This window comes from Polynucleobacter sp. Nonnen-W13 (assembly GCF_018881735.1).
In the GTDB taxonomy this organism is placed as follows: domain Bacteria; phylum Pseudomonadota; class Gammaproteobacteria; order Burkholderiales; family Burkholderiaceae; genus Polynucleobacter.
Map to the genome: position 1 here is coordinate 1 of NZ_JACVPU010000002.1, position 11,890 is coordinate 11,890.

The window sequence follows — 11,890 nt, forward strand, 5'->3', positions numbered from 1 at the left end:
AGACACAAAACGTAGCTTTTCATCCATCTTCGTACTTTCATTCCACGGCATAGAGTGGTCCCTCCTATGCCAAAAACTGTAAAGTATGTGTCCGGTATAAAGTGTTAACTATGTGTCGAGTCGTACATAGAAAGCCCCTGCATAAGGGGCTTTTTTCATTTCTACAGAATTTTTTATTAAAGCTTTTTCATTGGCGGCGGTTTTGGTGCTACTTTATACAACGGCTCAACCGCCGGCATTAGTGCGGTTAGTTGCTCGATTCTGGTTTCACCAGAAGGGTGGGTGGATAAGAATTCTGGAGAACTTTTTCCTTTTGTGGCTTTCAACATTTTTTGCCAAACACTAATTGCACCCATGGGGTTATATCCCGCTCTTGCTGCAAGCTCTAATCCAATTGCATCTGCTTCCGACTCATTCTCTCTTGAGTTTGGTAAAACAATTGCGTATTGAGCAACTTGGTTTGCAGCGCTCACTGCAGAACCATAGGGTCCTGCTACAGCCATTGCAATATTCACTAATACATTTTGTGCAGTTGCTTGTGATACACGCTCCCGACCATGTTCTCTTAGGGCATGCGCAATTTCATGCCCCATGATGGCTGCAATTTCATCATCATTTAGATTGAGTTGCTCAATAATTCCGGTGTAGAAAGTGATCTTTCCGCCGGGTGCACAGGTAGCATTCAGTATGGGAGCATCGATTAGGGTTAGTCGCCAATCCCATTGCTTGGTGTCATCTCGAAATGCCTCGGTCTGAGGAATTAGTCTATTTGCAATGAACTTCAATCGATCATAGGCTGGCCCAGAAGTGACCAGTATATTTTTCTCTTTTGCTTTTTGATTCTGCTCGTTATAACTCACTGCAGAAAGACGATTGACCTCTTCAGAAGAAGCCATCATAAATTGAGATCGATTCACGCCAACCGCTCCCGAGCGCGTAGTGCTGGCGCATGCCGAGAGTAAAGCAACTAGCGCAAGGATCCCAAAGGTGCGAATGCTCAAATGAAATCCTTGCTGTTAATACGTACTCTATTTTCTAAATTACTTCTTCTTTGGAGGCGTTATGGATGCAGCCATCGCGTCAAAGTAGATGACTCGAACCTGTTCACCAACATTGACATCCGCCAAGAGCTGTGGATTCTTAACGGTAACAACGGTAACCTTGCCGCTAGGACCTTTAACCGAGACCAATTTCTTAGCGCGATCTACGGCTACGATATCGGCAATGATAGTCGTAGTGTTTGTAATGGTACGAGTTGGTTTTTCGCCCGGCTTAGATGCTACTTCTGATGAGGTCTCCACTTTGCTGCGAATACCATCGCTTTTGGTTTTAATCAATTCAATTGCAACGGCAAGCTCATAAGTCACATTGAGTCGGTCACCCACTTTTATCTGATCAAAGCTCTTAATTTCAGGGCCGGCAATGAACTTAGATTCACCTTCGTTGTTTTTAAAGAAAATCGTGCGTGTTTTCTTATCGATCTTCGTAACAGTGCCTTCGTACAATTGAAAAATGTTGTCAGTAACTGCTGCGTCCACCACTACTGCATTTGCAGCTGGCGTTTGTGCCATTACCAATCCTGAACCTGCCAATAATGTGGCGGCTACGAGAGTAATCTGGGCGAATTTGATTTTCATAACTTTCCTTAATATTAAGTATCTATAGTGATATTAGCGTATTTCAATTGCCAAATTCTGTTGGCATAAGCACATATGAATACCTAAGCGCGCTTCGCTTAAAGCCGCTCCCACCAGTTGTCAGAAAAGTGGCATTGCAACCAGTCGATGCACTGACTCACCTTGCCCGGCACCAAACGAGGTGACGAAAACACCGCGTGAATTTCTTGGGAAGGTAGACTCCAATCAGTCAATATCGGCTGTAAGGTGCCCTTGTTAATAGAGTGATAAGCAACGTACCAAGGAATGGTAGCCAAACCCATGTTACCGATGGTTGCGGCTAGCAATGCAGATAAGTTATTGGAATACAAGGGGCCTTTGACGGGTATTGAGATGGTCTCGCCATCACCACCACTAAAGTGCCAGCGGTGATTATCTTGAACTGAGCTATAGATTAAGGCCTGATGTGCCGCCAAATCCTCTGGATGATTTGGGGTTCCGTTCTGGCTTAGATAATCTGGGCTGGCTACCAAGACCCAGGGATTTAAGCCCAAATAGCGTGAGCCCAAAGAGGAGTCTGCGAGGCGACCCATGCGGATCGCAAGATCAACGCCACCTTCAACCAAATTGACATATTGGTCCTCAAGGCTCAAATGCACCTCTAATTTTGGGTTTTGACTCATAAATTGGAGTACCAGCGGTGTCAAAATACGGCGCCCAAAGGCAACGGAAGAGCTGATAGTCAATTTGCCCTGCATTTCTCCTTGGAGTAGGGCGGCTAGATTGTCTGCCTCTTCAAGCTCTCTTGAAATAATCTTGCATTTTTCATAGTAAATCTCACCAATTTCCGTTGGTGTAACCCCTCTTGTGCTGCGATGCAATAAAAGTGAGCCAAGCCGCTTTTCTAAAAAGGCAATGTGTTTGGTTGCTGTGGGCTGAGTAATGCCCAGGCTGGCCGCAGCCTTGCTAAATGAGCCGGTTTCTACGACTCGGACAAAAAGGGCAATTCCCTGAATACGATCCATTCATGAATTCTAACTGGATTTTCCTGAGGTATTCCATTTTGGAATAGTTCATATGATGGCTAGTGGCATTCTCATTTCGCTCTCAAGTGTTGATGATGTAACCATTCTTAAACAGCGAGGGAAACATCATGGCCAAAATGAAAGCCGCAATGGCAGCAGTGCTTGTAATGGAAAAAGAAGGTATCACCACTGCGTTTGGTGTTCCTGGAGCCGCTATTAATCCACTCTACGCGCAGTTGCGTGAGCGTCAGTCAATTACCCATATCCTAGCCCGACATGTTGAAGGTGCTTCACACATGGCTGAAGGTTATACAAGAGCTAAAGCAGGCAACATTGGCGTATGTATTGGTACATCTGGCCCAGCTGGCACAGACATGATGACAGGGTTATATTCCGCAAGCGCTGACTCAATTCCTATTCTCTGTATTACTGGACAAGCTCCACGTGCCCGTCTTTATAAAGAAGATTTTCAGGCTGTTGATATCGAGACAATTTCCAAGCCAGTGACAAAGATGTCTGTAACGGTTCGTGAGCCAGGTTTAGTGCCACGCGTTTTCCAGCAGGCGTTTCATGTCATGCGTTCAGGCCGCCCCGGACCTGTATTAATTGATTTGCCGATTGATGTTCAATTAGCTGAAATTGAATTTGATATTGATACGTATGAACCATTGCCAGTATATAAACCAGCAGCTAGCCGCAAGCAGATCGAAAAAGCACTTGAAATGTTAATGTCGGCTAAAAAGCCATTAATTGTTGCTGGCGGCGGAATTATTAACGCTGATGCAGATGCGCTGTTAGTAGAGTTTGCAGAATTGACTGGTATTCCAGTGATTCCAACCCTCATGGGATGGGGCACTATTCCGGATGATCACCCGCTCATGGCCGGTATGGTTGGTCTTCAAACCTCGCACCGCTATGGCAATGCCACTATGTTAGCTAGTGATCTTGTTTTGGGTATTGGTAACCGCTGGGCTAATCGCCACACTGGATCAATTGATGTGTATTGCAAAGATCGCAAGTTTATTCACGTTGATATTGAGCCAACCCAAATTGGTCGCGTATTTAATCCCGACTACGGCATTGTTTCAGATGCAAAAGCGGCGCTAGAGTTGTTTGTTGAGGTTGCTAAAGAATGGAAAGCAAAAGGTAAGCTTACCAACTACAGCGAGTGGGTTGAGCGTTGCCAGGAGCGTAAGAGCTTGATGCACCGTAAAACTAACTTTGATAATGTGCCTATCAAGCCACAGCGCGTCTATCAAGAAATGAATTCTGTATTTGGTCGTGATACCGTGTATGTATCGACTATTGGCCTATCGCAAATTGCTGGTGGACAATTCTTGCATGTCTATGGTGCTCGTCAATGGATCAACTGCGGTCAAGCTGGTCCGCTTGGCTGGACAATTCCAGCTGCATTAGGCGTGTTAGCATCCGACACAACCAAAACTGTAGTTGGACTTGCTGGTGATTACGACTTCCAATTCTTAATTGAGGAACTGGCAGTTGGCGCGCAATTTAACTTGCCATTAGTGATGGTCTTAGTAAATAACAGTTATCTAGGTTTAATCCGTCAAGCGCAGCGTGGTTTTGAGATGGATTATTGCGTGCAACTAGCTTTTGACAATATCAATGTGGACGATCAAAACCTGAAGGGCTATGGCGTAGATCACGTTCAAGTCGTTGAAGGGCTTGGTTGCAAGGCTATTAGAGTCTCTGATCCGAATAAAATCAGTGCTGCATTGATTGAGGCACAAAAGATGGCCAAAGAGCATCGTGTACCAGTAGTGGTGGAGATCATTTTAGAAAAAATCACCAATATTGCGATGGGTACCGAAATTAATAATGTGAATGAATTTGAAGATATTGATTGCCGTCATCCTGCTGGAACAGAGGGATTGGTGGCGGCCGGCCTTCTAGAGTAATCGGTTCATTGCCCTGAATTTACCCATGTATCATCCAATTTGATTGTTATTAAGGAATAGGAATGCCCAAGTTTGCAGCTAACCTCACCATGTTGTTTAATGAAAAACCATTTTTGGAGCGTTTTGCGCTAGCCAAGATTGGAGGTTTCAAAGCAGTTGAGTTTCTATTTCCTTATGCTTTTGAAGCTAGCGAAATCAAATCCGCTCTTGATAACAATGCCTTAAAGCTGGTATTACACAACTTGCCAGCTGGAGATTGGGATGCAGGGGAGAGGGGTATCGCATGTCACCCAGACCGTGTTGCTGAGTTTCGCTCCGGAGTTGCCAAGGCAATTGAGTACGCCAGCATTTTGGGCGTACCTCAACTCAATTGTTTAGCAGGAAAGACTCCCGAGGGTGTTGATCCGGCTTTGGTTCATGACACCTTTGTCAGCAATTTGCAGTTTGCTGCTGCTGAACTAAAAAAGTCGGGATTAAAACTGTTGATTGAGCCAATCAATACTTTTGACATCCCCGGTTTCTATCTTTCTAAAACTGCCCAAGGAATTGCAATACTCGATGCCGTTGCTGCTGATAATGCTTTTTTGCAATACGACATTTACCATGCCCAGCGCATGGAGGGTGAGCTAGCGAATACGATTCAAAAATACTTTGATCGAATCGCGCATATTCAGTTGGCGGATAATCCAGGTCGTAATGAGCCTGGTACTGGAGAAATAAACTACAGCTACTTATTTGATTTATTAACCCGTCTTGGTTACAAGGGCTATATCGGTTGCGAGTACAAGCCTTTGAAAACAACTGAGGCCGGCCTACATTGGATGGGTCAATACGAGCAGTAATATCAGTTGAGCTGTACATCAATAAATCAATCACAATTTGGGAATGAACGATGAGTAAGTTAAAACTAGGCTTTGTGGGTTTAGGTATTATGGGCGCGCCAATGGCAGGGCATTTGGTCGCAGCAGGTCATGAGCTTTTTATCAATACCCGCAGTAAAGTTCCAGATGAGTTAGCTAATACTGCTGCCGTTCTCTGCGCAACTCCTGCAGAAGTTGCGACTAAGGCAGACATCATCATTACGATGGTTCCAGATACTCCTGATGTAGAAAAAGTTCTTTTTGGAGAGAGCGGTATTGCTTCAGGTCTTAGCAAAGGCAAGATTGTTGTTGATATGAGTTCAATCTCTCCGATTGCTACTAAAGACTTTGCGAAGCGCATCAATGATCTAGGTTGTGAATATTTAGATGCGCCCGTATCTGGTGGCCAATTGGGCGCAAAGGGTGCAAGCCTAACCATCATGGTTGGCGGCAAGCAATCATGCTTTGACAAAGTCAAGCCTGTCTTTGATTTGATGGGAAAAAACATAACCTTAGTTGGTGACAATGGTGCTGGGCAAGTTACTAAGGTTGCCAATCAAATTATTGTGGCCTTAAATATTGAAGCGGTTGCAGAGGCCCTAGTGTTCGCCTCCAAGGCAGGTGCCGATCCAGCAAAAGTTAGACAGGCATTAATGGGTGGCTTTGCCAGCTCAAAAATACTTGAAGTTCATGGTGAACGCATGATTAATCGCACCTTTGATCCTGGCTTTAGGATTGAGCTTCACCAGAAGGATTTAAGTTTGGCTCTGAGCAGCGCTAAGGCTTTAGGTGTCAGTTTGCCTAATACAGCTAGCGCACAAGAATTATTTAATTCCTGTGCAGCGCACGGCGGAAAATCGTGGGATCATTCTGCTATGGTCAAAGCATTAGAAAAAATGGCTAATTTTGAAATAGGTCAAAAAAGCTAGAGGAAGAAGTATGGCAGTAACCCTGGTTGTTTATTTGCATGGCTTTCGGTCTTCACCAAACTCAACTAAAGCAGTGATGACTGGGGAGGCGGTGAGGGCGCTCTCATCGAAAGACTATGCTTACGAGTGGTATTGCCCTCAATTGCTGGCATCTCCAAAAGCGAGTTTGGAGATGGTAGTCAAACATATTGATCAAGCTAAAGTTGATCGCATAGTGATTGTCGGATCCTCCTTGGGCGGTTTTTACACCAACTACCTTGCAGAAAAATATCAATGCAAAGGCGTCGCCCTCAATCCTGCTGTATATGCCGCTAGAGAATTAGAGCCCCATGTTGGCATGATGACTGCTTATGATAGTGATGAGCCATTTGATTTCAAGGCTGAGTACATCGATGAATTACGTGCTTTACAGATAGACTCAATTACTGACCCAAAGCGTTATTTTTTGATTGCCGCAAAAGGCGACGAGCTTTTGGATTGGAAAGAAATGGCCTCTTTTTATCCCGGCGCTAAACAGCTTATCCTCGAAGGTGGCGATCACGGAATTTCTGACTATGCCAACCATCTACCTGCAGTAATCGACTTTATCAAGCATTAATGTCTTGATGGATGCAAGCAGCTATCAACTTCAATTTGTGCCAAAAAAATCCCTGTGGATTCTGGCTGCTGCAATTTTTCTATCAATTCTTGGCCACCTCATTTTATTTTTTGGGATTCCATTCTTCTCTTTTGCTAGTGCGCCCCCCATTGCTGAAGATCTCATCATCAAAACAGAGCTTCGAGTTGAGCCGCCAAAAAAAATACAGCTGACTACAGCACCAAAGAAAAAAGTGTCACCCAAGCAAACTAGCGCCGTATCAGCGGACCCTTTAAGAGATCAGGGTAAAGGGGAGCAGGGCGCATTAGGCAATCAGTCTGGGCAAGCCTTTCGCCTTCCTGAATCTGGCACGTATTATTTTGATGCCTATGTCGATGGGCAACTCATTCAAGCTGCTCAACTTGACTGGATTACGGAGGGTAATAACTACCGTTTGTATATCAACATACCTTACGCCATCGTCGGCCCTTTTATTTTTGAGTCCAGAGGCTCTGTCGACGCCTATGGCATAGCACCATCTATTTATTGGACTCAGCGGGGTACAAAACCACCGCGCTATTCTCGCTTTGATCGTGATCAGAGTGGAGCAGGGAAGATGTACTTCTCTGAAAAGCCTGAGTTCACACCAGATCTACTACCAGGAACTCAAGATCGATTTAGCCTACTTTTTCAACTAGCCTCCCTACTCAATGGTAGCGACAAGATTGATGAGGCCGGCAGTATCCGAAGTATTCCTGTCGTGGACTATGACACTCTTGAGATGTGGCAATTTAAAAGTTATGGCGAGAAAGAATCAGAAGATATTCCTAGCCTTGGTAAGGGGGTTAATCGCCATTACGCTTTGATGCAACGGGAAAGCAGTCCTTACAAGCGTCAGGTCGATATTTGGCTAGCAAGAGACCTAGATTGGCTACCTGGAAGAATGCGTTCTCTAGAATCCAATGGACGGATATTAGAGCTCGTATTTAAGCAAAGGGCTCCTATTGATAAATCCAGGCTAGTTAATTAAGCTTAGGGCAGCTACAACCACATCAATTCGATTTAAAACCCCGAGCCTGATCTAGGGTTTTGATTTGATCTTCCCAATAAAGCGCCCATCATGGTGTAGAGCGCAGCTCCAGACATTGATACAGCAAAGATTCCGGAGAAGGAAATAATAATGGGAAGAATCCTCCAGCGCTCAGTAAGAACATATTCACCATAGCCAACAGTCGTGTACATCTCGCCGGCAAAATACAAGGTTTGCAAATTAGTTGGGAATACTTGCAATCCCAAGCAAATATAGGCCCAGGCAATAATTTCAAGCAGGTGAATAGCAATAATCAATAAGATTGCAAAGAAATAGGATACAAAGTTCGCACCGTAGACCCGTTTATTTTCGAGTTTTTGGTCAATCCAATGAAAAATACCCGCGATTGATAAAACGCTTAAGCCATGGAATGCCAGCATCAAACACGTGAGAAATAACAGAACCCAAATATCGCTATCGCCCATATCTGCATTAATTTCAGCAAAGAGCGTGCTGAAGCTGGGGAGGGAGTTCAGGCCTGGAAGCCTTTCTAACAAGCTAGTCAAATTCATTGATGCTATCCGTTAAATCCAGTTAGATTTCTTATTTGACATAATAATGATTATACGCAGTATTAGATATATCAATTATGAAGGAGACTTCTTTGGGCCACCTGGATAAGGCTGGTTATAGAGCTTTTGCCAACGTGACATTAAGCCATCACGAATATCATCTTTGCCAAATAATTGAGCAACGTCGATAGCCGTATATCCCTCATGATTTCTCATGCGCAAGTCTGCGCCGTTATCAAGCAGGTATTTGATTAATTGCTCATTTCCAGAGCCTATAGACATCATTAATGGCGTTGTCTCGCTTGGACTTAATGCATTCACCTGAGCACCATTAGCCATTAAGAATTGAGTGATTTCTAAGTGCCCATTGGTGACTGCATAGTGAATTGGTGCCCAACCAGGCTTATTGATAGCTGCCTTTTTTTCAAGCACCAAGGTTTTCACTAAAGCCAGTTGACCATCAAAAGCAGCCATCATAAGTGCATTTTCACCACTTTTATTAGCTAAATTGACGTTTGTAGCTGGATTGGCAAGCAATAAATCCGTGACCTTAAGAGATTTGTCCCGAATAGCCAAGATCAACATCGGAGTGCCTCTAGGATCCAGCGTATTTGGGGTAACGCCTGCTTTTATTAGGGATTGCACCTCAGAGACGTCATCAAATTTTGCCGCTTTGGTGAAATCCGTGATCTGATCTGCAGTTTGAGCAATTGCCAGGCCAGAAAAACACAAAAAATAGGTATATAAAAGGCAGTTAGATTTAAGTGAACTTCTCATGATATTGCTCTATTAATTTGAAAACATTGAAAAAAATTACGTGAGGTCTGATCTGCCAGCAATTCAACAGAAACACCCTTCAACTCAGCAACAAATTCACCAACCTTGGAAACCCAGGCTGGCTCATTCGTCTTGCCGCGATAAGGAATTGGAGCTAAATATGGTGAATCCGTTTCAATCAGCATGCGCTCTAAGGGAACTTCTCTGCAGGTTGCCTGTAGGTCCTTGGCACTCTTAAAAGTCACAATGCCTGAAAACGAGATGTAAAAACCCATCTCAATAGCAGCCTTGGCAACTTCCGTGGTTTCTGTAAAGCAATGCATGACACCACCAATCTGATCAGCGCCCTCTTCTTTGAGGATTCTGAGTGTGTCAGCGGAAGAGGCACGCGTATGGATGATCAAGGGCTTCTTAGCAGCTATTGCGGCCCGTATATGCGTTCTGAACCGCTCTCTCTGCCATTCCATGGATTCATAGCTACGATCACCCATGCGAAAGTAGTCAAGTCCAGTTTCGCCAATCGCAATGATTTTAGGATGCTTTGCTTCTTCAACCAGGAATTCAAAGCTGGGTTCTGGCGTATCTTCATAATCTGGATGCACCCCAACCGAAGCATACAAATGAGCATGATCTTCAGCCAGCTTTCGAACCTTAGGAAAGTCAGGAATATCTACTGATACGCACAAGGCATGACTCACCTTGCAGGCGGCCATATTGGACAAAACCTCAGGTAGACGGGTTTGAAATTCTGGGAAATCGAGATGGCAATGTGAGTCTATAAACATGACTCGCTATTTTAGTCTTCAAATACCTGCTGGTATTGAGAAAGCAATGCCTCTAACTGAATCCGGGTAGCTAGCGGGTGATTTTCATGACGCCGCGCCTGCGTCAAAGACTTCCAGAAGCCCAGAAGCTTTGGAATGCGTGCCTGTTGCGCAAGCGTCTTGATAGTAGCCTCATGCTTGGGGTAATAGCGAGGCAAACCCATTTGTGCGCAGCTTTGTACATCAGAGACCCAGCGCTGCATAGTAGCCAACAAAATTGAATACCGGGCTTTTTGCGTCTTATCTGCAGCCTCTAGCCAATTGATCCGAGCGCCCTGCGCCATCGCCTGCAATAAATAACGTGAAGCTTGGATGGCAATCGTAAGCTCATCCTTTTCATCTTGATTGTGACGTGCAATTAAAGAATCCAATACTGCATAGGGCGCCCCACCCTGCTCGTCATAAATAGACTCCACATCGGCATCACTCATTTTCAGACCAGGAATCTTATTCAGCTGGGCATGCAGCCAATGGAGCCCACTCAATCGATCTGGTCGCGGTGCAGATAACAAGCGACAGCGAGACCGAATAGTTGGTAAGACACGATCAAGGCGATCTGCCAGCAAAATAAAGATCGTATTTTTTGGTGGCTCTTCGAGAGATTTCAGCAAAGTATTTGCGGAGTCTGATCTGAGCATTTCTAGCGGATAGACCAGAATGATTCGGTTTCCGCCGCGGTGAGATCCAATGGAAAGCCCCTCAATTGCACCTCGGGCATCTTCGATAGAAATACTTTTCTTTTCCTTTTTCTCGGGCGCATCACCATCGCCATCAGCCTGACTATTCTTAGATTTTTTTGGAGACTCAGCATCTGAATCGAAATCACCCTGTGGCAAAAGCTTGCGATGTGTTTCCGGCACCAGCGCAATAAAGTCAGGATGGTTACCGGAGTCAAACCACCGACAGGCTTCACATTGATTGCAAGGCTTTATAGCGCTAGGCGTCTCGCACAAAAGCGCTTTTGCCAACTCAATGGAAAACTCAAACTTGCCGATACCGGATTGGCCATGAATCAAAACGGCATTAGGAAATGCAGCCAAGTTCATGCTATCCCAGATAGGCTCAAGCCATGGGGCTATTTTCTTATGTGACTCATTTGAAAGCATTGCATCACTCATTTAGAACTTGATCTTTAGTGACTCGAGCTCATTCCAAATGGCCTCTGGTGTTTTAGTGGCATCCACTAGATAGAAGCGATTTGGGTCTGCCTTTGCCCTACGCAAATACTCTTGACGAACCTTTTCAAAAAAATCTAGATCCATCTTTTCAAATTTATCAGGCACCCTTACCTTTGATCTCCTTGCTTGCGCAACTGAGCCGGGTAAATCAAAAAGGAAAGTTAAATTAGGTTGGAGCAATGAACCATCAGCGCGGCCCTGAACCCATTTCTCTAAATCATTTAACTTTGCCAAGCTTAAGCCCCGACCACCACCTTGATAAGCAAAGCTGGCATCCGTAAATCGATCAGAGATCACAATCTTTCCTAGCTTCAAAGCTGGCTCTATGACTTGTGCAATATGCTCCCGACGAGCAGCAAACATCAGCAATGCCTCAGTTTCTAAATTCATGGGGGCTTCAAGCAATAAGGCGCGGAGTTGTTCTCCTAATTGAGTGCCGCCAGGCTCCCTAGTCATCACAACATCGCGATCAGGGTGTCGCTGTTGAATTAGCTTGCTGAACGATTCGATATGGGTACTTTTACCTGCGCCATCGATGCCCTCAAAACTAATGAAATAACCTGGAAATTGATCTGTCATCGCG

The 11,890-nt window shown here is 44.8% G+C and carries 13 protein-coding genes; 5 read left to right on the plus strand and 8 right to left on the minus strand.

What is annotated here, in order from left to right; all coding sequences use genetic code 11:
• Positions 1-176 precede the first annotated feature (176 nt).
• From ICN27_RS05285 to ICN27_RS05295, 3 genes are all read right to left on the minus strand, one after another.
• Positions 177-1,001: a M48 family metallopeptidase gene (locus ICN27_RS05285; protein WP_255535023.1), complete on the minus strand. Its 825-nt coding sequence runs from the start codon at positions 999-1,001 to the stop codon at positions 177-179.
• A gap of 39 nt (positions 1,002-1,040) precedes the next feature.
• Positions 1,041-1,637, minus strand: a complete 597-nt coding sequence (locus ICN27_RS05290) for a hypothetical protein (RefSeq protein ID WP_216269282.1) — start codon at positions 1,635-1,637, stop codon at positions 1,041-1,043.
• A gap of 98 nt (positions 1,638-1,735) precedes the next feature.
• The gene (locus ICN27_RS05295; RefSeq protein ID WP_216269283.1) at positions 1,736-2,641 is read right to left on the minus strand and encodes a LysR family transcriptional regulator; all 906 of its coding nucleotides are present in this window, start codon (positions 2,639-2,641) and stop codon (positions 1,736-1,738) included.
• Positions 2,642-2,769: 128 nt separating this feature from the next.
• Between ICN27_RS05295 and gcl the strand changes: the two genes are divergently transcribed.
• The 5 genes from gcl (at position 2,770) to ICN27_RS05320 (ending at position 7,956) form a co-directional block, all read left to right on the plus strand.
• Positions 2,770-4,560 (plus strand): glyoxylate carboligase, encoded by a 1,791-nt coding sequence (gene gcl, locus ICN27_RS05300; RefSeq protein ID WP_216269284.1) that lies wholly within the window; start codon positions 2,770-2,772, stop codon positions 4,558-4,560.
• Positions 4,561-4,622: 62 nt separating this feature from the next.
• Entirely contained in the window at positions 4,623-5,402 is a 780-nt protein-coding gene (hyi, locus tag ICN27_RS05305; RefSeq protein WP_216269285.1) for a hydroxypyruvate isomerase, read from the plus strand.
• Positions 5,403-5,452: 50 nt separating this feature from the next.
• Positions 5,453-6,349 (plus strand): 2-hydroxy-3-oxopropionate reductase, encoded by an 897-nt coding sequence (glxR, locus tag ICN27_RS05310; RefSeq protein ID WP_215310233.1) that lies wholly within the window; start codon positions 5,453-5,455, stop codon positions 6,347-6,349.
• 10 nt (positions 6,350-6,359) lie between these two features.
• Entirely contained in the window at positions 6,360-6,947 is a 588-nt protein-coding gene (locus ICN27_RS05315; protein WP_215310234.1) for a YqiA/YcfP family alpha/beta fold hydrolase, read from the plus strand.
• A 7-nt stretch (positions 6,948-6,954) separates the two neighbouring features.
• Entirely contained in the window at positions 6,955-7,956 is a 1,002-nt protein-coding gene (locus ICN27_RS05320; RefSeq protein ID WP_216269286.1) for a DUF3108 domain-containing protein, read from the plus strand.
• A 32-nt stretch (positions 7,957-7,988) separates the two neighbouring features.
• On the opposite strand, the gene ICN27_RS05325 is transcribed toward ICN27_RS05320, so the two are convergent.
• The 5 genes from ICN27_RS05325 to tmk form a co-directional block, all read right to left on the minus strand.
• Positions 7,989-8,528, minus strand: coding sequence for an ion channel (locus ICN27_RS05325; protein WP_216269287.1), 540 nt, complete (start codon positions 8,526-8,528; stop codon positions 7,989-7,991).
• 75 nt (positions 8,529-8,603) lie between these two features.
• Positions 8,604-9,305, minus strand: coding sequence for an ankyrin repeat domain-containing protein (locus ICN27_RS05330; protein ID WP_215310237.1), 702 nt, complete (start codon positions 9,303-9,305; stop codon positions 8,604-8,606).
• Positions 9,302-10,090, minus strand: a complete 789-nt coding sequence (locus tag ICN27_RS05335) for a TatD family hydrolase (RefSeq protein ID WP_216269288.1) — start codon at positions 10,088-10,090, stop codon at positions 9,302-9,304. Before ICN27_RS05335 ends, ICN27_RS05330 begins: the two co-directional genes overlap by 4 nt.
• Positions 10,091-10,101: 11 nt before the next feature.
• Complete coding sequence (locus tag ICN27_RS05340) at positions 10,102-11,247, minus strand: DNA polymerase III subunit delta' (protein WP_255535025.1); 1,146 nt, start codon at positions 11,245-11,247, stop codon at positions 10,102-10,104.
• The gene (gene tmk, locus ICN27_RS05345; protein WP_216269289.1) at positions 11,248-11,886 is read right to left on the minus strand and encodes a dTMP kinase; all 639 of its coding nucleotides are present in this window, start codon (positions 11,884-11,886) and stop codon (positions 11,248-11,250) included.
• Between the last annotated feature and the right edge of the window lie 4 nt (positions 11,887-11,890).

Excerpts from the sequence above, each read along its gene's own strand:
- ICN27_RS05320 (WP_216269286.1), top strand. The coding sequence starts at position 6,955 with ATGGATGCAAGCAGCTATCAACTTCAATTTGTGCCAAAAAAATCCCTG.
- ICN27_RS05335 (WP_216269288.1), bottom strand. The coding sequence starts at position 10,090 with ATGTTTATAGACTCACATTGCCATCTCGATTTCCCAGAATTTCAAACC.
- hyi (WP_216269285.1), top strand. The coding sequence starts at position 4,623 with ATGCCCAAGTTTGCAGCTAACCTCACCATGTTGTTTAATGAAAAACCA.
- gcl (WP_216269284.1), top strand. The coding sequence starts at position 2,770 with ATGGCCAAAATGAAAGCCGCAATGGCAGCAGTGCTTGTAATGGAAAAA.
- ICN27_RS05325 (WP_216269287.1), bottom strand. The coding sequence starts at position 8,528 with ATGAATTTGACTAGCTTGTTAGAAAGGCTTCCAGGCCTGAACTCCCTC.
- ICN27_RS05330 (WP_215310237.1), bottom strand. The coding sequence starts at position 9,305 with ATGAGAAGTTCACTTAAATCTAACTGCCTTTTATATACCTATTTTTTG.
- ICN27_RS05340 (WP_255535025.1), bottom strand. The coding sequence starts at position 11,247 with ATGAGTGATGCAATGCTTTCAAATGAGTCACATAAGAAAATAGCCCCA.
- tmk (WP_216269289.1), bottom strand. The coding sequence starts at position 11,886 with ATGACAGATCAATTTCCAGGTTATTTCATTAGTTTTGAGGGCATCGAT.
- glxR (WP_215310233.1), top strand. The coding sequence starts at position 5,453 with ATGAGTAAGTTAAAACTAGGCTTTGTGGGTTTAGGTATTATGGGCGCG.
- ICN27_RS05290 (WP_216269282.1), bottom strand. The coding sequence starts at position 1,637 with ATGAAAATCAAATTCGCCCAGATTACTCTCGTAGCCGCCACATTATTG.
- ICN27_RS05295 (WP_216269283.1), bottom strand. The coding sequence starts at position 2,641 with ATGGATCGTATTCAGGGAATTGCCCTTTTTGTCCGAGTCGTAGAAACC.
- ICN27_RS05315 (WP_215310234.1), top strand. The coding sequence starts at position 6,360 with ATGGCAGTAACCCTGGTTGTTTATTTGCATGGCTTTCGGTCTTCACCA.